Origin of the sequence: Paenibacillus stellifer (genome assembly GCF_000758685.1) — a bacterium.
In the GTDB taxonomy this organism is placed as follows: domain Bacteria; phylum Bacillota; class Bacilli; order Paenibacillales; family Paenibacillaceae; genus Paenibacillus_AQ; species Paenibacillus_AQ stellifer.
In genome coordinates this window covers 2,718,676-2,740,460 of sequence record NZ_CP009286.1, presented here as the reverse complement: position 1 = coordinate 2,740,460, position 21,785 = coordinate 2,718,676, and the positions used below count along the sequence as shown (strand labels likewise).

19 protein-coding genes and 1 pseudogene are annotated in these 21,785 nt (G+C 51.9%); 8 read left to right on the top strand and 12 right to left on the bottom strand.

The genetic code is table 11. From position 1 onward, the window contains the following. Positions 1-130: 130 nt before the first annotated feature. Complete coding sequence (locus PSTEL_RS12460; RefSeq protein ID WP_245625154.1) at positions 131-1,192, bottom strand: sensor domain-containing diguanylate cyclase; 1,062 nt, start codon at positions 1,190-1,192, stop codon at positions 131-133. Next, positions 1,193-1,762, bottom strand: coding sequence for a cache domain-containing protein (locus tag PSTEL_RS28460; protein WP_245625153.1), 570 nt, complete (start codon positions 1,760-1,762; stop codon positions 1,193-1,195). 393 nt (positions 1,763-2,155) lie between these two features. Here PSTEL_RS28460 and PSTEL_RS12455 point away from each other — a divergent pair, with 393 nt between their 5' ends. Both PSTEL_RS12455 and PSTEL_RS12450 read left to right on the top strand, forming a co-directional pair. Continuing rightward, a complete protein-coding gene (locus PSTEL_RS12455; RefSeq protein WP_245625152.1) occupies positions 2,156-2,494 on the top strand; it encodes a PilZ domain-containing protein in 339 nt (112 codons plus the stop codon). 87 nt (positions 2,495-2,581) lie between these two features. After that, positions 2,582-3,430: a sulfurtransferase gene (locus tag PSTEL_RS12450; protein ID WP_038700786.1), complete on the top strand. Its 849-nt coding sequence runs from the start codon at positions 2,582-2,584 to the stop codon at positions 3,428-3,430. Positions 3,431-3,682: 252 nt separating this feature from the next. On the opposite strand, the gene PSTEL_RS12445 is transcribed toward PSTEL_RS12450, so the two are convergent. After that, positions 3,683-4,861, bottom strand: coding sequence for an alpha/beta hydrolase (locus PSTEL_RS12445; RefSeq protein ID WP_038695718.1), 1,179 nt, complete (start codon positions 4,859-4,861; stop codon positions 3,683-3,685). 128 nt (positions 4,862-4,989) lie between these two features. Beyond that, positions 4,990-5,151: a hypothetical protein gene (locus PSTEL_RS27945; RefSeq protein ID WP_169744573.1), complete on the bottom strand. Its 162-nt coding sequence runs from the start codon at positions 5,149-5,151 to the stop codon at positions 4,990-4,992. A 72-nt stretch (positions 5,152-5,223) separates the two neighbouring features. Between PSTEL_RS27945 and secA2 the strand changes: the two genes are divergently transcribed. Further along, on the top strand, positions 5,224-7,500 hold the full coding sequence (gene secA2 / locus PSTEL_RS12440) for an accessory Sec system translocase SecA2 (RefSeq protein WP_038695716.1): 2,277 nt from the start codon (positions 5,224-5,226) through the stop codon (positions 7,498-7,500). 57 nt (positions 7,501-7,557) lie between these two features. Here secA2 and PSTEL_RS12435 read toward each other — a convergent pair whose 3' ends face one another. Genes PSTEL_RS12435 through PSTEL_RS12420 form a run of 4 tightly spaced genes read right to left on the bottom strand, consistent with a single transcriptional unit; the run spans position 7,558 to position 10,311 of the window. Next, positions 7,558-8,325 carry an ABC transporter permease gene (locus tag PSTEL_RS12435; protein WP_038695714.1) on the bottom strand — a complete coding sequence of 256 codons (768 nt, stop codon included), beginning with the start codon at positions 8,323-8,325 and terminating at the stop codon, positions 7,558-7,560. Then, a complete protein-coding gene (locus tag PSTEL_RS12430; protein WP_038695712.1) occupies positions 8,326-9,087 on the bottom strand; it encodes an ABC transporter ATP-binding protein in 762 nt (253 codons plus the stop codon). A gap of 14 nt (positions 9,088-9,101) precedes the next feature. Beyond that, complete coding sequence (locus tag PSTEL_RS12425; RefSeq protein ID WP_038695710.1) at positions 9,102-9,968, bottom strand: pentapeptide repeat-containing protein; 867 nt, start codon at positions 9,966-9,968, stop codon at positions 9,102-9,104. A 13-nt stretch (positions 9,969-9,981) separates the two neighbouring features. Further along, on the bottom strand, positions 9,982-10,311 hold the full coding sequence (locus tag PSTEL_RS12420; RefSeq protein ID WP_038695708.1) for a PadR family transcriptional regulator: 330 nt from the start codon (positions 10,309-10,311) through the stop codon (positions 9,982-9,984). Between the two features lie 192 nt (positions 10,312-10,503). On the opposite strand from PSTEL_RS12420, the gene PSTEL_RS12415 reads away from it, so the two are divergent. Further along, positions 10,504-11,193 carry a metal-dependent hydrolase gene (locus PSTEL_RS12415; RefSeq protein WP_038695706.1) on the top strand — a complete coding sequence of 230 codons (690 nt, stop codon included), beginning with the start codon at positions 10,504-10,506 and terminating at the stop codon, positions 11,191-11,193. A 217-nt stretch (positions 11,194-11,410) separates the two neighbouring features. Then, entirely contained in the window at positions 11,411-12,625 is a 1,215-nt protein-coding gene (locus tag PSTEL_RS12410) for a macrolide family glycosyltransferase (protein ID WP_038695704.1), read from the top strand. Positions 12,626-12,778: 153 nt separating this feature from the next. Here PSTEL_RS12410 and PSTEL_RS12405 read toward each other — a convergent pair whose 3' ends face one another. Both PSTEL_RS12405 and PSTEL_RS12400 read right to left on the bottom strand, forming a co-directional pair. Continuing rightward, entirely contained in the window at positions 12,779-13,660 is an 882-nt protein-coding gene (locus PSTEL_RS12405) for a LysR family transcriptional regulator (RefSeq protein ID WP_038695702.1), read from the bottom strand. Positions 13,661-13,855: 195 nt separating this feature from the next. Then, positions 13,856-14,650: pseudogene (locus PSTEL_RS12400) on the bottom strand (RNA-guided endonuclease TnpB family protein); the annotation flags it as partial. 22 nt (positions 14,651-14,672) lie between these two features. Here PSTEL_RS12400 and PSTEL_RS12395 point away from each other — a divergent pair. Next, complete coding sequence (locus tag PSTEL_RS12395) at positions 14,673-15,257, top strand: MFS transporter (RefSeq protein WP_052098407.1); 585 nt, start codon at positions 14,673-14,675, stop codon at positions 15,255-15,257. 237 nt (positions 15,258-15,494) lie between these two features. Here the strand turns inward: PSTEL_RS12395 and PSTEL_RS12390 are convergent, their stop codons facing one another. Then, positions 15,495-17,084 carry an ABC transporter substrate-binding protein gene (locus PSTEL_RS12390; protein ID WP_038695700.1) on the bottom strand — a complete coding sequence of 530 codons (1,590 nt, stop codon included), beginning with the start codon at positions 17,082-17,084 and terminating at the stop codon, positions 15,495-15,497. A gap of 303 nt (positions 17,085-17,387) precedes the next feature. Here PSTEL_RS12390 and PSTEL_RS26265 point away from each other — a divergent pair, with 303 nt between their 5' ends. Continuing rightward, positions 17,388-17,750: a hypothetical protein gene (locus tag PSTEL_RS26265; RefSeq protein ID WP_052098406.1), complete on the top strand. Its 363-nt coding sequence runs from the start codon at positions 17,388-17,390 to the stop codon at positions 17,748-17,750. 163 nt (positions 17,751-17,913) lie between these two features. Then, positions 17,914-18,138 (top strand): sensor histidine kinase, encoded by a 225-nt coding sequence (locus tag PSTEL_RS12375; RefSeq protein WP_038695698.1) that lies wholly within the window; start codon positions 17,914-17,916, stop codon positions 18,136-18,138. 243 nt (positions 18,139-18,381) lie between these two features. On the opposite strand, the gene PSTEL_RS12370 is transcribed toward PSTEL_RS12375, so the two are convergent. Next, positions 18,382-21,774 carry a GH36-type glycosyl hydrolase domain-containing protein gene (locus PSTEL_RS12370; RefSeq protein ID WP_038695696.1) on the bottom strand — a complete coding sequence of 1,131 codons (3,393 nt, stop codon included), beginning with the start codon at positions 21,772-21,774 and terminating at the stop codon, positions 18,382-18,384. Positions 21,775-21,785: the final 11 nt, after the last annotated feature.

Here is a 21,785-nt window from a genome sequence, read left to right as displayed (position 1 = left end):
TCATCAACTCCTTTTTCTATCATTAAATGCAGTTCTTGCAGCACTGCCTGTGCACTCACCTGTCTTCGGGAAGTAACGCAAAAAGCGCCTCCCCCACGATTTGGGAGAAACGCTGAATAGGCTGAAAGTCTTATACGGCCTTTTCGAAGGTTATTCTGTTCTTGCCGCTGCGCTTGGAGATGTACAAAGCCTCGTCGGCCAGTCTCAGAATTTCGCTCGTATCCTGCGATTCGGGACTCCATACGGCGGCGCCGACACTGCACCCGACATGGACAATTTGGCCGTCGATCAGATACGGCTGGTTGATCTTGTCGATAATGCGTTTGGCAACAGCCTCCGCCTCCTGCATCGGTCTCAGCGCGGAGGTGTGAAGAATAATCACGAACTCGTCCCCGCCGAGCCGGGTCACCATCTCATGGTCCCGTGTTGAGTCCAGCAGCCGGAATGCAACCTCCTGCAGCAGCTTGTCGCCCGCACCGTGTCCCATCGTATCATTCACTTTCTTGAAGCCGTCCAGATCCATATACAAGAAGCTGAGCGTCGATCGGTTCTGCTTCGCCTTGGTGACCGCATGAGCCAGATAATCGTCGAGCGCCAGACGGTTCGGCAGCCCGGTCAGCACATCATGCCGCGCCATATCGGACATATGACCGAGCTCCGTCTCGGCCTGAGTCAGATTATCGATCAGATTGCGCAGCGAATGCGACAGATTGGACAAATCGCGGATATGGGTAATTGACGGAATTTCGGCTTGTCCTCCGGAGCTCAGTACATCTGCACTCTCTGCAATCCGCTTCAGCGGACGGACGATCCATCCGGCGAGGAACCATCCGGCGATGCCAAACAGCAAGGCTGTCGCCAAGCCGCACAAGGCGATGTACTGCTGCAGCCTGTGAACGGATGCGAAGGCGATCTCCGTAGGCTGCCTTACGATAACAGACCAGCCAAGCCCGGAGTAATTCTGATAGCCATTGCCGTAAGCATAGCCGGTCAAATAGGATTTGCCGTTGTCACTCTGTTCAATAATCCAGGAGTTCCCGCCTTCCTGTGCCTGATGAACGGCAGGATCATTCATTACCTTTCCGACATCCCCGCCGGGACCGAGGAGAACTTTGTCCTGGTTCTTGCCGACGACCATAACCTGGACGCCCTCCATGCTCTCTTTGAACGGACCGAGCGTCGATGCTTCCACCTACTTGGACCATTCCCAGCTCAGATGTGCTCCAAGCATCCCAAGCGTCCTGCCGCTTTTATCCTTAACCGGGATTCCGATATCGACGAACTGCAGCGGGCCTCCCCCCGGATTCGGAAGCAGACTCGCAAGCAGAACCGCATCATGTACATCTCCGAAATAAGGACCGTTCAGCCCCTTCTTGAAGATCGGGCGTTCCTTGATATTCTGACCGAGCAGAAGGTTATCCGTTGAGGCAAGGACATTTCCCTGCAAATCCGTGTATCCGACCCAGGTGAAGACCGGCAGACTCGCCTTCAGATGGTTCAGCGTCTCCGCAGCCTCAGTCTTGTCAATAGGCTTCTGAAAAACCTCCATGTTGCTCAGCGCTTCTATCTCTCCAGCCCGGGCCCACATGAAGTTATCCAGGTTCGCCGACAGCTGATGGGCAACTCCGGCAAGCGATCGGCCGATGCTGACCTCCGCTGTCTTGGATGACTCATGCCCAATCAAATAACTGAGAAGAACCGTCAGCAGAATGATCACCACCGCGAATGCACCGGCAAACAAGGTTCTCAGATTAATAAACATATTGATTTCCTCCAAATTGGGCTGTAATCGATGGTTTATGTATTTCTCTGTGATGTGTGATCAGCCGAAAGTACCGATTAGTTTCCCTAAACGTAAAATTTTGTGTCTTGTGTGATTGATTTAATAGATATATCGACAAAATTCTGCATTTTATTTAGGATTAAAGACGTATAGGTAACTTGAAATTCTTGGGGAAGATTTTCACGAAATTATTTACTCCCCGCCTACTTCATAACATTGCTTTGCCAAATTGTTAGCCACCTAGTTTTTGGGGTTTTGTAAATTATTTGCCGGGCTGATTGTCCAAATCGCCTTGTTCCGATATAATAACTAATAAACGAGCGGAGGTAAAAAATGGACGCTGCCAGCAGAAAAGAACCATTTCGTTATGTTATGAATCGGCCGATCGATTGCTGGCTGGAGCTGCCTGCGGGCAGCACAGGCCCCGGGGCCGGAAAGCGTACGGAAGGCGTGCTTCTCGACCTGAGCCGTTCTGGCTGCAAAATCCGCACCCCGCTGAATTTGCGGTTTACTTCCGGTGACACCAGAATCATCATTTATTTTCAGTTAAATGAAGAGCTGCTGCAATTTAACGGAAGCGTACGCTGGGGTTGGATGTACGGCCTGGGACAGTTTCAGTACGGTGTTCGACTTGTCCTCAGCGAAGAGGAAGAAGAGCGCTTGAATTCCGAGCTGGAGACATGGACTATGTCTTCTGAACAGGGGCATTAGAAAAGGGGCATCAGAAATGGACGGGGTTAACCCGTCTTTTTCTGGTGCCATTTTAAATTGGATCAAGAAGAGAGGAAGAGTGAAATGTTGGAAGATATCGTATCGACTCGCTGGCTGCTAGCCCGCATGTATGAACCAGAGCTGGTAATCGCGGATTGCCGTTTCCTTCTGGCCGATCCCGAAGCAGGACGTTCCGCCTATCAGGCTGACCACATTCCGGGAGCGGTCTATCTGCATCTGGAGGAGCAACTGTCCGCCCCTCTCGACCGGCATGGCGGCCGCCATCCTCTTCCCGATCCCGAAGCGCTGGCTGAAGTGCTGGGCAGAGCCGGGATCAGCAGGGACAATATTGTCGTCGCATACGACGACCAGGGCGGTTCCTTTGCCGCCAGACTGTGGTGGCTGCTGCGCTATTTGGGGCATGACCGCGTATACGTCATGGATCAGGGATATTCCGCCTGGAAAGACGCGAATTTCCCGGTAACGGACGACCAGCCGGTCCGGATCCCTACCGCGTTCGTGCCGTCCCCCCGTCCGGAGATGCTGGCCTCCGTGGATGAAGTACGGCTGGTATCGGCGCATACCGGAGCCGCCTCCTCTCCCCTGCTGATCGACTCGCGCGAACCTCGCCGCTACGCGGGCCTGGAGGAACCGATCGACGCCAAAGCCGGGCATATCCCCGGCGCGGTCAACCGGTTCTGGAAGGACGTACTGGACGATCAGGGACAGTGGAAGTCGGCCGAAGAGCTGAAGACCCAATTTGCCGGAATTGAGCAGGATCAAGAGGTCATCGTCTACTGCGGCTCCGGCGTAACCGCCTGCCCGAACGTGCTGGCACTGAAGCGCGCCGGATACAACAATGTGAAGCTGTACGCGGGGAGCTGGAGCGACTGGATTACGTATGAGGAGAATCCGGTGGCGACGGGAGAAGAATAAACAACATAGCGACATAAAGAAGCCCGCGTCGGACGCGGGCTCTTTGGCGTAGAGCTACATTGGGCGGTGCGTTGTTGACTCGGTCCCCGGAGCTTCTACACTGGTGCCTGATGAACTCGAAGTTAACAGAAATTCAACACTCGCTTCCCGAAAGCGGTTACGATAGTATTCCGGGCGGTGTAGAAGCCGTATCATGATGCGCCTGAACGGATGATCTTCGAGGTAGTATTCGCTGGTAGGCGCTATCCCAGGTCAATTGAGTGTCACGTTCAGTTTTTTTGCCCAGCGATCATTATCTATCTCATACGACTGGGTCAAACCTTGATATGTCACTTCCACACGCAAGTTTTCCTTCTTCAACAAGGTCACTTTCCCTGATGGCTCCACCTGTCCAGCCTCGGGATTCAGCACCTTATATGAGGCTTCGGAGGATACAGAATATTCCATTCCATTATCCATTGTGACTACAGGATTGAGGCGGGGATACGCTTCTCCCGTCCATGAATAGGCCAAATAGTCGCTAACCTCCAGCTTGACCGCTTGACCGGGTGCCTTCCCGGCGAACATGATAAGGGGACTATGTACTCGTCTGGACCAGGAATTCTCGTCATGCACACCAATAGGGTCCATCTGAAAAAATAAATCCTGTCCATATGTAAATCCCTTCGACAAAAGTAAATCTACCAGTGGATCAATTGCCGTTTCTTCATTAGCGCCCATGTCCAGCCAAATCTTCAAATCCGGCTTCCCGGTTTCCTGCGCCCACTCTTCATACGCTTGTCCGTTAGCTACCCATGTGGAGGCGGACATCGCACCGATCATCGAAAAAGTCTCGGGATGGTGATAGCCCATCCAGAACGCCTGCACTCCGCCAAATGACGATCCCATAATCATACGATGGTCTCTGTCCGGGATCGTTCGGTATGTTGAATCCGCAAAGGGAATAACGGTTTCAAGAAAAAAGCGGGTAAATTTCTCCGCTCCGGTTCCATCCGTAGGAATAGAATCATTAGGGAAAGGGATATACTCATTCCCCCGGTCTGGGCCTTCGCTTGCATCGACTGCAATTACAATAACCTTCTCCATCTTGCCGTCGTTAACAAGCTGGTCAATCTTCTTGTCAACCAGCCACTCTTTATTGAAAGAACTGGTGCCGGTATTGAACACATTCCGCCCGTCATTCATATACACTACCGGATATCGGTCATCGCTGGTTTCATAACCAGGCGGCAGGTAAACAAAGATTCTCCTTTCCCCAAGCTTCTCTATGCTCACTGTACCTTTGGTCTCAACAGGAGCAGCACTTTCCTTCAGGGTTGGCGAAGGCTGAACAGCGGTTGGCTCCTGTTGTTCAAAACAACCTGTAAGCGCTAACAATAATAATGTGGCAAGTCCCAAGCAACTAAACCTATAAATCCAGTTTTTGACCATCTGATTCCCTCCACTTAATAGTTCAAACGTTTGCAATTGTTCAAACGTTTGCATCAAATCACAGGGTCTTCTAATTCATAGCCTCCGCATCTATGATCCTGCTTCTCGTCCCGTAACTGATAACACTATTATAGCGGGAGTATTACCTGAGGAAAACTATTCCAGAAATTTTTTTTCGTTTTGGTTTTTGCTTCCCAGGCTTCTTCTACCAATGCGATAATCTTGGCATGCGAAGTATTGTCACCTTCTACTGTCGCTCTTCTTGGAATGACCAGGACAGCTTCCAGCATGCGATCTATTATTTACATTAATCAATACATAAGTTACAATCATTCCCATCTACCGAAGGGAGAATAATTTCTATGAATATAGCCGTCAAGCTGATGCGCAAATTCAAAGACCGAGATAACCAGAATATGCTGAAAATCTATCAGGATAAAACGAAGCTTATCACGAAGCGGAATTTGAAAGCCTGGGACGATGAGCAGCTTCAAGCGGAATCCCTTCGGCTGCGACAGGAAGCACAATCGGGTACACCTTTGGATGAGCTGCTTGTCGATGCTTATGCGTTAGTCTGCGAGGCTGCGAAGAGAAAGCTTGGATTACAGCCTTACGATGTCCAGATCATGGCTGCCATTGCTCTGCACGAGAGATATTTGATCGAGCAGCATACCGGTGAAGGAAAAACACTCTCTGCAGTTATGCCTGCTTATCTGAACGCGCTGACCGGCGAAGGCGTTCATGTGCTCACTTTTAACGATTATTTGGCCAAGCGGGATGCGGAGTGGATGGGCCCGGTTTACCGATATCTCGGGTTAACGGTGAGCCCGGTCCAAGCGGGCATGAGCCTATCCGAGAAGCGGGAAGCATACGCCAAGGATATCACCTATGTCACGGCTAAAGAATCGGGATTCGATTATTTGCGCGACACGATTGCACTGAGCGAAGCCGATACTGTGCATCGCCCTTTCCACTACGTCATCGTCGACGAAGCGGATTCACTGCTACTCGACGAAGCGCGGGTGCCGCTGGTCATCAGCGGTGAGTCAGGCTCTTCCAGGAGCGACGGTTTTCTTTTCGCAGACGTGGCTAGGCAGCTACAACAAGACGAGCATTACGACTTCGACGAGTTCCAACGGAACGTGTACTTAAATGAAGCAGGCGCAACAAAAGCGGAATCGCTGCTGGGATGCGGCAATTTGTACGATAGCCATAACAGTCACTTGCTGACGTCATTAAATTGCGCGCTGCATGCGGAATCGTTATTAAAGAAAGACATCGATTACATCGTCCGTGACGGCAAAATCGAGCTGATCGAAGAATATACCGGCCGCGTGGCGGAGAACCGGTATTTGCCGGACGGGCTGCAAGCCGCACTTGTAGCAAAAGAAGGGCTGCAGTCCTCGGGCGGCGGAAAAATTCTCGGAACAATTACCCTTCAACATTTCATCAGCCTGTATCCGGGGATTTGCGGGATGACAGCTACCGCGCACGCTTCGGCAATGGAATTCGAGAGTATTTATTCTCTGCAGGTCGTGCGAATCCCGCCGAACCGGCTTAACATCCGGATCGACCATCCGCACCGGATTTATACCCATCAAGCGGCCAAGCTTAAGGCGCTTGTACAAGAAATCTCGTCCGTTCATAGAACGGGACGCCCCATTCTTATTGGTACGTCAAGCGTTGAGGAGTCCGACATGCTGGCAGAGGCGCTGGCAGTTGCTGGCGTACCCTGCCATGTTCTGAATGCGAAAAACGACGCAGAAGAAGCACAGATTATCGCCAAAGCTGGAGAAATCGGCGCTGTGACAGTGTCTACGAATATGGCGGGACGCGGCGTCGATATTCGGCTCGGCGGCGGCGACCCCGCGCAAGCGGAAGTTGTCGCCAAGCTGGGCGGGTTGTATGTGATTGGTACGCATGTGAACGAAAGTGTGCGGATCGACGACCAGCTGCGCGGGCGTTCCGGCCGCCAAGGCGACCCGGGAGCTTCCGTATTTTACGTAAGCCTGGAGGACGATCTGCTGCTTCGCTTCGGCATCCATAAAGCGGTTCGCGCTCCCAGGCAGGATGAAGCCTTGGAAGAGCCGGTGCTCCGCAGCAAAATCGAGCATATTCAGCGCGTTATTATGGGCCAGAACTTCGAGATCACACAGGAACTGAACGGTTATTCGGATATGGTGGAGGATCAGAGGCGAATTCTATACGAGGAGCGGCTCGGAATTTTAAAAGGCGAGCAGCCGATGAGCCCTGCGGAGCAGCGGGTACGGCTTTTTTATATCGACGAGTTCTGGGCTGACCACCTGGCATACGTTTCTTACCTTCGAGAAGGCATCCACTTGGAGAGTCTTGCCAGCCGCAATCCGATCGACGAATTTCATACGCTAATCACCGATGCATATGACCAACTTCCGGATAAAGTAAATAATGAGTCGGTGAATATGCTTGCAAGGCTCGGAGGCTCGAATGATCCGGCAAAGTGGGAAAGCTTCGGTCTGAAGAGCCCTTCTTCCACCCGGACTTATATTATCAGCGATCAATATCTCCAGAATAAGCGCAGCTCATGGACCGGAACGACCGTATTTGCTTATTGGCTTCGCAAGATAGCAAGGCCAATATTCAAGCTGTCAAAATATTGATGCAGCGCATTGGTAATTGGACGATACAGATTCCAGAATTATTTGGTTGAGGATATTTCACACCCGCTTTTTATACACCCTCATTGCAAAGAAATAGGCTACAAGCGTAATCCCAACGCACCATGCAAGTGCGGCCCAAATCTCATTGCCTACCGGCTGGCCTGACAGCAGCGAACGGATGGCTTCTACTATCGAGGTCACCGGCTGGTTATCAGCAAACGCGCGAACGACTGGCGGCATCGACTCGGTTGGCACGAACGCCGAACTGATAAACGGCAGGAAGATAATCGGGTAGGAAAAGGCGCTTGCGCCATCGACCGATTTTGCAGACAGTCCGGCAATCGCCGCGACCCAAGTCAATGCCAGCGTGAACAGGAAGAGTATGCCGGCTACCGCAAGCCAGGGCAGTATCCCCGCCGGTGAACGAAAGCCCATAACGAGCGCTACGAGAATGATAACGGCGACCGACATGGCGTTGGATAGAAGCGAGGTGAGCACATGCCCCCACAGCAAGGTGGAACGTGAAATCGGCATGGTGTGAAACCGCTCGAATATGCCCCGCTGCACATCGGTGAATAGTCGAAAAGCTGTATAGGATATCCCGCTGGCAATCGCAATCAGCAGTATGCCGGGCAACAGGTAATTCACATAATTATCTGTTCCGGTCTGAATGGCGCCGCCGAACACGTAAACGAACAGCAGCATAAACGCGATTGGCATGATGGTAACCGTGATGATGGTGTCCATACTGCGGGTAATATGGCGCATGGAGCGCCCAAGCATAACACCCATATCGCTGAAAAAATGGTTTTTGGCCGCCTCCATTTACATGGCCTCCTTTTTACCGACGATCGCGAGGAAAATCTCCTCTAATGTCGGCTGTTTTTCTACATACTCCACCTTTGCGGAGGGGAACAGCTTCTTCAGCTCGGCGAGCGTACCGCTGGCGATAATCCTGCCCTCGTGCAAAATGGCAATCCGGTCGGCAAGCTGCTCGGCCTCTTCCAAATACTGCGTGGTCAGGAATACCGTCGTGCCGCCGTCGGCAAGCTCCTTGACAATCTTCCAAACCTCGATGCGCGCCTCGGGGTCAAGCCCGGTTGTCGGCTCGTCGAGAAAGACGATCTGCGGTTTTCCTACAAGACTCAAAGCGATGTCGAGCCTACGGCGCATGCCACCCGAATAAGTAGATACCCTGCGGTCGGCGGCATCTGTCAGGCCGAAGCGGGTTAGCAGATCGTCTGCAGCCTGACGCGGATTATTGAGGTATCGCAGCTTGGCGATCATGATCAGATTTTCTCGTCCGGTCAAAATTTCGTCCACGGCGGCAAATTGCCCGGTCAGACTGATCGCCCGCCGCACATTTTCGGGCTTAGATGCAACGTCGAATCCATTTACAGTGACGGTTCCGCTGTCTTTTTTGAGCAGCGTGGTTAGGATCTTGATGACAGTTGTCTTGCCCGCCCCATTGGAGCCGAGCAGCGCGAAAATACTGCCCTTTTCCACCTCGAAATCTACGCCCTTCAGAACTTGCAGCTGCTTGTAGGACTTTTGCAATCCAATCACTTGAATTGAATGATTTGACATAACTCCCCACCTCCTTATCGAACAATAACCTTGGACAAATCGGCCCCCAAGCCTTTAAGCGAAGCATAGGTCAGCTTATCCATGACCGCGCCGTCGAAGCAGATGGTTTTGATGGCACGGTAATATTTCTTGGACAAAGTAAAGCCGGAAATGAACGAGACATTTTGGAGTATCGCGCCTTTAAACGAAACTTCGTTCAGCGCCGACTTGTCAAAATTAACGCCGATGAAGGTCTGCCCGTCAAAACGCTGCCCTCGCAGATCACCATATTTGAAGTACACTCCGTCAAAAATACATCTGTCAAAGATTGTTTTTCTAAGATCAGTCATAGTTAACTTGACGTCTGTTAGCTTGACATCTATGAATTTGGCTCCGTCCAGACCCGATTTGCTGATGTTGGTACGTACAAGGATGGACTTATAGAAGCTCGAATCCGTAAGGTCATTGGTAGATAGGCTGCAGTCAGTCAGATTGGCATGGTCAAAAATGGCTTCCCGCATAACGCTGCTCGTAAACAAGCTGCCCGTCAAGTCAGCACCCGCAAAGTCGGAGCCCCGTAACGCACTCGCTGCAAATTTGGCTTGATGCGCGATAACGCCCGCAAAGTCGCTCTTTGTCAGGTCGCTTGCGCTTAAGTTGGTCACCACCTGCCGTTCCAGCGAGCGGGAGAGATTAGCCACCTCTTGTACCGTTTGCTCAATGTCGCCGATGCTGTCAATGGTCATCTCAAAGGCTGTCTCATCGTCCTTGCCTTCGGCTTTGAGCTCGCGGTACCGCTCCTGCAAGTCGGAGAGCAGGTCAGACTTTAATTCGGTGACGCTCTTTACCCCATCGTACGGTGCGAACACGCCGTTCAAATAGCCCTTCAATCTCTCAGTCATAGCCCAATTCTCCTTATAATAAGTTTTCAAGCACGCGCTTTGCGTACTCCCAGTTGCTTTTGTTGCGGGCGTAAGTTGCTCTGCCCTTCTCGGTAATCCTGAAATATTTTCGCCGTCCACCCTGAGATTCGTCACCCCAATACCACTCGATATCGCCATCCACCTCAAGGCGCCGGACACTGGAGTACATTGTGGCTTCCTTTAATTCATACTCACCGCCAGAGCGCTCGGCTATCAGCTTGACAATCTCATAACCGTAGCAGTCAGCTTCGGATAAGAGCCGCAAAATCATCGTATCGGTATGTCCGCGCAGCAGGTCGGAAGTAATTTTGTTCCCACTCATCTAATCACCCCGCATTTGTATAGTACAACACACTACTATGTCTGTCAAGGTAGTATTACCAATGAAATACTTTGATTGAAAATATGATATGAATGCATAGCGTTATGCGGAATGGCAACGGCAACTCTATAATTAATACCGAAGGGTCCTGCAGGACCAGCTATTACCAACCCAAAGGAGGCGGTTTCGCATATGGAACTGATTTATCACGGCCATTCCACAATCCAAATAATCACCAATGGAAAATCACTGATTATTGATCCTTTTCTTAGCGGAAACAAGCTAGCAACTGTCAAACCCGAAGAAATCAAAACGGATGCCGTTCTGCTGACCCATGCGCATGCCGATCATATTCTGGATGCCGCTCCCATTTCCAAGGCTAACGATGCGCCTGTCATCGCCAACCCCGAATTAGCGACTTATTTGTCCTGGAAAGGTGTTCGAACAGTGGGCATGAATATTGGCGGCACGTATGACCTCGGATTTGCCACCGCCAAGATGGTCCATGCTTCTCACAGCTCCGGCATCATTGTCGAAGAACAGCAGAGCATTCTGTACGGCGGTATGCCTGCCGGGTTCATTATCCAAGCGGAAGGGCTAACTGTTCTGCATGCCGGTGACACCGGCCTGTTCGGCGATATGAAGATGATCGGGGAACGGCATTCGATTGATGTCGCGTTCATTCCAATCGGGGATCACTTCACGATGGGACCGGAGGACGCGCTGCAAGCAGCCGTGTGGTACAACGCCAAGCTCATCGTGCCGATTCATTACGACACCTTTCCTCCGATCAGACAGGATGCCAATCAATTTGTTGCCCAATTGGAAGCAAGCGGCTTAAACGGCAAGGTGCTGCACCCCGGAGAGAGTCTTTCACTCTAACAAGAAGTAGAGTCTTGCGCTTTGCCTCTGAACAGGATAAGGCCGGCAGCCCCTCAATGAAGAGCGGTTGTCGGTCTTTTTCCGATCAATTGAAAATGGATTGTAAATCATCATTTTCTTCATTGTACAAACCATCATCAGGACGTATAATTAATTCCATTGATTCCATTAAAAGTTATTTTGATGCATCAAAATCTCTCAAGAGAGGATGAAAGAGATGTCAAATGTACTTTTTTTGAGTGTGCCTGCTCACGGCCATGTCAACCCGACGCTGGGACTGGTTCATGAATTGACCAAGAGAGGGGAGCGCATAACCTACTTTTGCTCAGAAGATTTCAGGGAGAAGATCGAGCGTTCCGGAGCGGAGTTTATCAGCTACAAAAATTTACCCGATTCCGCGAAGGGAAATGCCCCGGACCCCCAAGGCAACCTGGCCAGCATGCTGTTCGACCGGATTGATGGTATCCTGAAACGAAGCGACAGCATGATCTCTGATGTGCTGGATCAGATCAAGGATCGGACTTTTGACTATGTGATCTACACCTCTATGTATCCGCTTGGCAATATCATCGCCCAAATTCTAAAGCTGCCTTCCATTGCTTCATTCGCCGTGTTCGCTACTCCCAAAGAGCTGATGGAGAAACATCATCATTCCTTCAACCCCGAGGACCTCCGCAATCATCCGGTCCATACGACTCTCAAAGAGACACGCGAGCATATCAAACGCCAATACAACGCCGAACTGCCTGAAGATCTCATGCAGCTCTTCTTTATCAAGGGCGATTTGAATATTGCCTATACCTCCAAGTACTTTGTTTCACACGCGGAGTATTACGACGACAGCTTTATTTTTATCGGACCGCCTATCTATGACCGCAAGGAGAATCTGGAATTTCCGTTTGAACGTCTGAAAGGCAGAAAAGTGATCTACATTTCACTCGGAACTGTATTCAACTCCGATCTGAAGCTGTACGAGATTTTCTTCAAAAGCTTCGGAGATACCGACGCGGTGGTGGTCCTTACAGCCTACAAAGTCGATCTGTCCAGCCTTACGATTCCGGATAATTTTATCGTCCGCAGCTTCGTCCCGCAGTCGGAAATTTTGCGATACACCGATGTTGCCGTCACGCATGCCGGAATGAACAGTACCAGTGACCTGCTGTATGCCCAGATCCCGTTTGTCGCCATTCCGATCAGCGCGGATCAGCCTTATATGGCGGGCAGAGCCGAGGAGCTTGGAGCCGCCATCGCGCTCGACAAAGATACATTGACCCCTGAGTTGTTAAAAGATGCGGTCGACAAGGTGTCCAGTGATCCCGGATATGCGGAGAATCTCAAAAAAATCAGCGATTCGTTCAAAGCGGCGGGCGGTTATCCCAAGGCAGCGGATGCCATTTTCAGACTTGTTGATAAACAACAGCTTCAAAAATGATCTCCTAAGCTCGGTTACCGCTTTACCGCTCATCATGTAAGTGAACCCCTTTGAATACAAAAACCGCAGGGATGGTCGCTTGATTCAAAGCTTCCACTCTGCGGGTCAACATTACGGCATCCTGTCATCAGACTGCCCCATAATGCAATAGCCTCATTCATTCGAATATTCATTCAGCACATATTGCTTGAACCGCTCCGCCGCAGGCGAAAGAAAGCGTCCCTCCATCCAGGCGATCCCGATTTCCCTTCGGCACGGCTGATCTTCGATAGATAGCCAGCTTATCTCCTCCTGATCCAACCCGATATATTGCGGCAGCACTGCCACCCCAAGGCCCGATGCGACCAGTCCGGCAATTGTGTGGACATCCTCTCCCTCAAACACAGTGGGCGGCGATATGCCGGCCTCTTGCAGCAGATGATCGGTGATAACGCGCAGCCCGTAGCCCGCTTTGAACGAGATCATTGGTTCAGCGGCGATTTCTTTCAGAGCCGTCCGTGAACGGTCTCCAAGACGATGACTGGCGGGAACTGCAAGGAACAGTTCTTCCGACCACAAGTGAGCCCAGCCAATATGCAGGCCGGTGTCCTGCGGGGAAGCCAGACACAAATCAACATCTCCGCTATTCAGCAGCTCCAGCAGATGATGTGTGGCGCTCTGATGAAGCTGAAAGCGCGTGTGGGGATACACTCTGCGGAAGCCGCCGATCATTTCCGGGATATGATGAATCCCGAGCGTATGCAAAAACCCTAGCGAGATTTCTCCCTGTCCGGGATTCAGCAGATCGTCAATCTCACGCCTCGCGTTCCGGTACTCCTCCAGAATGACCTGAGCATGACTCAGAAAAATACGGCCATACCGGTTAAGGCGGATCGAACGCCCCTCCCGTTCAAACAGCGGAACTCCCAGTTCCGTCTCAAGCCTGGCGATGGAGCGGCTTAAAGCCGGCTGTGAAACATTCAACGCCTGCGCAGCATGCGTCATATGCTGCAGGCGGGCGGTTGACTCAAAATATTCAAGCTGCTGCCATTCCAATTTACGTTTCCCCCTAAACCAATTCATTACATAGCGTATATGAAAATGATGTAATTAATGCATTTTACATCTTGCTTTTTTCTATTTTATACTTGCAATGGCTCTTTTGAAAGAAAATTAACAGTTGAACGCTCCCCCACTTAGCTAACACTTGAAGTGGGCGATTCTTGGGTAATCCCTTCTACTGAGGGGAATTCATATCGATATTTTCTCACGAAATATCGTATACCAATCGATCCCTGCGGTTCCCGCAGGGCATGTCCATTCTCGCACAGACAATTTCTTTGCTTCGGGGTCGATCGTGCCGCATACATGACACCTTTGGCTCGTTGGAGCGAATGTATCCGCTACCTTCACCGTTCGTCCATACCATTCCGCTTTATACGCAAGCTGACGGGCAAATTCACCCCACGACGCATCGGCGATGGATTTGGCCAGCCGGTGATTTTTGAGCATGTTCGCCACTCTCAGATTTTCGATGCTGATCGTTTGATTTTCACGAATCAGCTTCGTGGTGAGTTGATGCAAAAAATCATGGCGGCTGCCCACAATCTTCTCATGGATTTGGGCAACCTTCTGTTTGGCTTTCTGCCAATTGGAGCCCCCTTGGTTACGGCGAGCCATGCGGCGTTGCCAAAATGCAAGTTTTTGTTCATATTTGCGAAACACTTTAGGATTGGCAACCCGCCTCCCATCCGAGCAGACCGCTAATTCCTTGAGTCCAAGGTCAATGCCGATCTCCTGATCGGTCTGTGGCGGAGGGTTCATTTCCACTTCGCAGAGGATGGATACAAAATACTTGCCTGCCGCATTTCGCCGCAGGGTAGCCGAAAGAATGCGACCTTCACACGCTCTGGAGTTGGCAAAGCGAAGCCAGCCAAGCTTCGGAAGCTTCAGTCGGTTTCCGTTCATCGCAATGTTGTCATTGGTGTATTTGGTGGTGTAGCTTTGAACAGGATGCTTTCGGCTTTTGAAGCGTGGAGCCTGATTTGGTTACCGGTGGGGAACAGGGATGCTTAACAACCTGCACCAAAAGCGGCTGTTTCTTCTTTTTCTTACCGGGTTCCTGTTTATGGGCGTGTACATTATGATTCTGGATTACATCGGTTACCCGCTCACAAGCAGTCCTTACAATTTAAGCCAAACCCTGTTCGGCTTCCTGTTCGTCGTCAATCTGCTGGGGACATGGAGCTCCATGTGGTTCGGCAAGCTGGCAGACCGGCATCCCCGCTCGCATGTCATCGCAGTGGCAATTACGATTTTTGCGATGAGAGCCCTTCTTACGCTCGTTCCTAATCTTGCTGTCAAAATACTGGGTGTCGCTCTCGTCGCATTCGGCTTTTTCGCGGGACATTCCGTTGCAAGCGGATGGGTTGGACTAATTGCGTCTTCCGAGCATAAAGCGAAGGCGTCCTCCCTCTATCTTCTGTTCTATTACGGAGGTTCCAGCCTGATCGGCTGGTCCGGCGGGCTGTTCCTCCGCCACTACGGCTGGAATGGCATAATCGGCTTTGGTGTTCTGCTTCTTGCAGCAGCGGCGCTGTTCACTTCAATTGTAGGCAGCACCGCTCCCCTGCGGCATGCCCAGGCCAAGTAAGGATGGAAAACTCAACTTCTACCGATCTGTCATGTATTGGCTAAGAACCGGAATAACCGATCTTAAGCTCAATGATTCTGTGAAGTCCGGTTATACGCTGCAAAAAACGTCAGCTTCCCTATAGAGCGGGAAGCTGACGTTTTTGTAATAGTGTTCAGCAGATTATGGCCGGTCGAGGTATGCGTCCGCTTCTGCGAGGGTTTCGCAGTAATCGACACTGTCTAAGCCCAAGCAATATTATTTTGCCGATTTGGCCAGGAATTCGTCAATCTGGCGCTGAACCTCAGCGATGATTGCATCAATTCCGGCTGCCTTCACCTGCTTCTGGAGCTCAGCCAGCCCCTTGTCTACATCCTTCATCATGCCGTACTCCAGCGGAATGCCGTAGCGGAGCATCACATTGCCGACATTCGCAACCTCTGTTTTCACCTTGCTGTTATCGAACACAAAGGTTTCCAACTGATAATGGTATACCTCACCCTCCCATTTATCGGTCAGCGCATTGGCCTCATCAGAGAAGGAAGCGTTCTCACGATTCAGCGGCGAATTGAAGCCCCAGTTGGAGAATCCGGTGAAGTTGGCGTTCTTCTCTGCATTCGTGTACTTGTCATCCCCGACCGGATTATAATGCGTTCCGGAGATACCGTTCATGATCAGGTCATGCAGTTCTTTGTCATTCTGGAGCAGATCGATCATCATCAATGCCCGCTCGGGATTCTTGGAGGTTGCATGAATGGCGATCCCGTTCTGGGTGGTGACGGCTACCGACTTCTTCTTGTCCGGCGTAACGTCGGCCAGCGCCAATTCATATGGCGAGTTCTTCTCCCGCATATCGGTCATCAACGAGCCAAGTGTACCCAAGTTGTGCGTGATCGACGCCGTCTTGCCTTCCTTGAGCTCCTGCTGGTGATCCAGCTTGCTGTTCAGCGAGCTCTTCGACCAGGCGTTGTGGTCAGCGAGATCTTTATAGTAGTAGACCAGTTCCTTGAATTCCGGCGTTTCGTATACGTTGAATACTTTGCCTGTAGGATCGTCCAGCTTGAAGGCAACGGGCAGATCAAAGTCGAGCATATTCCATTCATTCTGCTGCTTCAGCAGCACACGGTCCAGATTGTGGAACTTCCAATCGCCAGTCTCCGGCGTGAACGGCATGACGCCCTTCTCCTTCTCGGCGATCGTCTTGAGATAGTTCGCATATGCTTCCGGACTGTTAATCTCCGGCAGGTTGTATTTCTTTCGAAGATCCTCCCGGTACAGAATCAGCTTCTCAACCGTTTCTCCCCGGTTCTGCGGCACCATGTAGAGCTTGCCATTCACCTTCGCCTGATCCCAGTTCACCTGAGGCATCGCCTTCCAAGTCTGGGGCGCATACTTTTGCAGCATGTCATCGGTCAGCTCCAGGAAGCCGCCTTTGAGCGCCTGATCGTTGTAACCTGCCCAGTTCGCAGCGTAGATGAGGTCAAAATCTTCGTTGGCCGCGAGTTTAAGCGGATATTTCTGCGCCCAGTCCGACCAGTCCAGGAACTCGCCTTCCACTGTCGCATTGATCTTCTCTTTCAGCTTCTTGTTGATCTCCCCAAATACTGTATCGTAGTCGACCGGCTTCGGCCCCACGAAGATCATTTTCAGCGTAACCGCCTGTGATGTATCCACCTTGCCGGAATCTCCCGCTGCCTGCGTACCGCTGCCTGCCGTCTGTGTCGCAGCTGCCGAGCTTTGCGGTTCTGCCGCGTTCGATCCGGCATTGCCGTTATTGTTGCCGCCGCATGCACTGAGCATCGACAGCATCAGAATACCGGATAGCAGTGTCAACCCTCTTTTATTCATCTGAACTCCCCCATCGGTTAGATGTAATCGCTTACAAGGCTAGTATATAGAAAAAAGATGGCTCTCCGGGATAGAGGCGGGCAACGATTATGCATACTTTTACAACGACTTTTATAACAAGCATCCTCTGTATAGGTCAGCCAGCTGAAAAATACCCTGACTCATTTCGTTCCAATTCAAAGCTTGATCCTATCACCCGAAGTCACCTTGCAAGAAACATATACTCTTCACATACTTGTCCCACAGAATTGCCGGATTTGGTTGTTAAGCTAAGATCAAATCCAATCAAGAGGTGATATTGAAATGAACAAATGGACAAAACAAGCGGCAGCCCTGCTGACCGCCATCAGTGTACTGGGAGCAGGTACAAGCGCTTTTGCCGCGGCTCCGGTTAAGACTGCTGCTCCGGTAGTCAAAGCGGCAGCCCCGCTCAAGACGGTAGTACAGGTCGCTGCGCCGGCTGTTAAGAAGGAAGCCAAGGCTTCGGTGAAAAAAGTTGCCGTGAAGAAAGCTGCGGTCAAGAAGACGGCAATCAAAAAAACCGCAGCCTCCGCAGTCAAGAAGACAGCTAAGCCAGCACTCAAACCGGCCGCCAAGTCTCCAGCCAAAGGAAAGACAGTCCTTAAAGCATCTCCTAAAAAGCCGGTAGTAGTAATTAAAAAGTAGAGCTGGCCACACTTAACCGAATCTGCATTGCCTGACGGGAGATCCAATGGACTCCCGTCTCTTCTTCTCATATAGTTAGTTAAGAAGGTTGAGCGGCTGGAATATATTCACAGGAAGGTGTTCGCAGGCAGCCGCTCGCAGATTGTTTTAGGAGAGAAGCCGAATGAGCAAGATCGTAGTCGTGGACGACGACGGGCCGGGTATTGCCGAAGATAAACGAACCGAGGTGTTCGGGCGCTTTGTCACCGGAGCCAACGGGGTCACAGGTCTGGGCCTTGCCATCAGCAGGCAGATCGCGATTCGCCTCGGAGCAGAACTCTCCTATTCGGATTCACCGCTCGGAGGAGCAAGATTCAGCCTGACCTGTCGAAACAGCAAAACCTTGTAAGCTTGGCATCACCATTGAAAAAGAAGCTTGTCCAAGCGCTCTCACCCGCTCTATCCCCTATCACAACAAACCGGACTTGAATTCAAGAGCCGTATTAATTACGGTTCCCGTTCTCCAAGTCCGGTTCCTGTTGGTGCTGAGTGCACGTACTATTCAGCGAGACCACGGTATTTTTTCAAAACATATCCCGGCAGTTGTTCTCGCTTCAACGCTCCACCGGCAATATAGACAATACCTTAAGTGTTACATCTCAATGATCACTTCAAAACTGCTCTCGTTCCCGCTCCGGCATGACTCCAGCTCATCACGTTTGATTTTCAGCCCTCCGGTACGGTACGGATTAGCGATCCGCTCACCGGTCAGCATCCGTCCGTTCACCGTCAACGACCGGATGCTGCCGGTAGAGATGCGGTAGGTGAATGAAGCCGGCAAGCCCCCGATTGTAAAATGCAAGGTCATCCCGTCAAGCTCGTCCGGAAGGACTGGGTCGATGACGAGATTCCCTCCCTCCTCGCGAATGCCGAGCACATTGCAGATCAGCTGATGCATATAGATTCCGGGGCCGCTGGAGTAGATGCGCCAGCCGCCTTTCACCGGAACCGAACCGGTGCGCAGCTCGCCGAACCGTCTCTGCGCCTCGTAGCGATCGGAGAACTTCCCGTCAGAGCTGCTGAAATACGCATTGCTCTGCCGGAGCTCCGCGTTCGGCACCACTTCGCGGATGCCGACCGGATTGATCGCGGCGAGTCCACTCCATACCTGGTCACGTTTGCCGATCTTCGCCATTGATTCAACGAACCGGATATGGGCGTGCACATACTGCAGTCCGATCTCACGGCCGAAGTTTGCGGCCTGCTCGGCCCGTTTAAAATGCGTACTGACACCGCCCTCGTAGGAAGCCGGTCGATTCATAAGCCGCACGCCGTCCGGACACAGGAACTGCTCCGTGATCAGCTTGTATTGGGCCTCCATCCGCTCCGGCGGCAGCAGCTCGCCGATCATGCTCCGGGTCATCGGCAGCAGCCGGTACTGAATGCCGGTCTCCCGGTCTTCCGGGTGCAGCATAAGCTTCGGCGCCCCCGGATCTTCGAAGTACAGAAATCCCGGAATGACATCCGTTCCAAGCATGTACCGGTTGAAGTCCCGCTTAATCCCCTCCGCCATCTCCAGCAATTCGGCGGACCAGTCCGTTTCAACAGTCTTCAGCACACGGGAGAGGCCCAGCACCGTCTGATAGGTCAGTGCAACGGTCCAGCTGCTGACCATGTACTGCTTCAGCTGCGCATTGGCCGGCTGGAGCGTATCATCCCAGTCTCCGTCACCGTATGAGGACAGATACGTATCATGCAGAAAATGCGAGACGATATAATGAAGCTCTTTTTTGGCGTGATCGCGGATCGTGGCGGCAGATTCCGTGAAGGAGAAGCCTTCTTTTACCGTGTAAGGCACTTGTTCGTCCAGTACCGAGTAGTCCGATGTCGCGCGCAGGTAGTCTCCCAGCACTTTGAGCGGCCAGACTATGATGTCTCCGTGGCTGTCCTCCTGCTGGATTGCGCTGTACTTGTCGAACATGAACCACTGGGGCCAGCTGCCGTCATCCTCATACTGGTGTGCGAAGACCGTCCGTATAATCTCCCGCACCTGCTCGTATTTTTGCATGGACAGGAAATATTCGACCGGCCCCTGGCACACATCTCTCGTCCCCCAAGCGGCCCCGCCATACTGCTCCAGACCGTGAGGCACCGAATAGTGCACCAGCATATTATGCGTATACCACCACGCCAGGGCGTTCACCTTGAACAATCTCTCTTCTTCTCCACCGGGGGAGGTCAGCTTGAACCCGTTCATTAATCCTGCGAAAAAGCGCCGGTAGTTCTCCGTCTCCCTGGAAGCCGTTGTCTGTACCGGAGTGCGCGTTCCGCCTTCAAGCAATCCCTGCAGAGTCAGCGTCCATTCGGTGGAAGCCGCCAGTTCCAGCACGACAAGGGAAGATTCGTCCACACCCGGACCTTGTGCCAGACATGAACCGTCATGCACCGAATAATCCGCACCGTCAACCGATATCGTATAAGCCAGCTTCGGATAGATTTGGCTGCTCGTGCTTCCTTCGGAAGCGTTGAAGGTCAGGATGCGACCCTTATCATCCCGTTCCATACGGAACGGAACCTCGTACTCCGCAACATGCATCGTAATCTGGCTGCTGATGAGGAACCGGTATGATCGTCCGCTGGCTGCGGACAGATGCAGCTTGAGTTCCGGCGAATCGGCTACTGAATAATTCGTAATGACAAAGGTCTCATCATGCGTCTTGTAGTGCCAGCGCGCATAATTGAAGCCCATCTCAAAGAGCGAAGGCATGGTCAGCAGCCGGAATTTTCCGTTAAGCTCTACATAGATACGCTGCCCGGATGTCTTCTGGACATTGAGCGCATTTCGCATATTGGACATCATTTTGTTGAAATTGGTATTCCCCACCACCACCTGCGAGTTAAAGACCCCGTACATGTACGAGGTTGTGGTCAAAACCTCGGGATTTAGAGTGGCATTGCTGCCACTCATCAGGATCGTTCCGTGAGGCCGTTCCACCTGGAGCTCCTTGCTCTTCAGAACGACATGCTCATACGTTTCCGTGAAAAAAGACAGCAGTTCCTCGTCCCGCAGCTCTTCCTGAGCCCGATTCGGGTAGAGCGTGTCGAGTTCCTCCCGGGTCAGCGGAAGCGTCTGCACCGGCTCCCCGATGGTTTCAGCCGGAGTGACAGGTTCCAGCCATTTCCCCTGCTCCGCTTGCTCTGCCGAAATCCGGACTACGCCCAGCGCCTGGTTTAGCCGGTCTTCGAATTCAAGCCGGGTAACCGCTTCAGGATGATCTCCTTCAAACAAGCCATAGAAGGTAAAGCTGGCGGGCTCTTGAGCGAGCCGGACCGTCTCCGACTGCAGCGCTGTATAGGCGAACTCATATTGATAGACCTCGCTCGGCAGCGTTTTGCGGGCAAGCGCCTCCGGCCGGTCGGTTTCTTTATAGGACAGCCCGTAGAACTGAAAGCCGTCGGTGGAGTATCCCGAAGCTCCGTCCAACAAACCCTGCTGTAGATATGGAAAAGCGCCATTCTGCGGCTGGTTCTGCCGGGAACATACGACATACCCTTTCTCCGCATCGTTAAAAACCCGGTGATCGATATATTGCGACAAGTAGGCTTCGTTGCTGCGGACGGCGCCCGGCCCGGCGATCCCCACATCCTGGGCATAGATCACATCGGCGGTCTCTCCCGCCCCCGTAACCTTCACCTCCCAGAACCAGACGCCTTGTTCCGTCATAGTGAAGACGACCTGATATTTAACAGAGTCTTCTTTAATCTCTGAATGAGACACCGGCAGGGCTCCTTCCCATACGAGCGACTCGCCATCCTGCCGGAAACGGCTGGACGACTTCACGCCAAGCAGCGGATAAGCTACAATCTCCTCCTCCCCATGAATTCGAAGATACAGATTGCCAGCCATACCGTCCACGGCGTTCGTCAGCAGCTGATTGATCATAATGCCGCCGCCAAGCGCCTGATACAGATCACCGCTCTTTAGAAAGGTAAAGGCGAGTCCGCCTTTTTGCAGCGTTATATGGTTGTCTGCTCCAGTTGCCATTTCTCTCACAT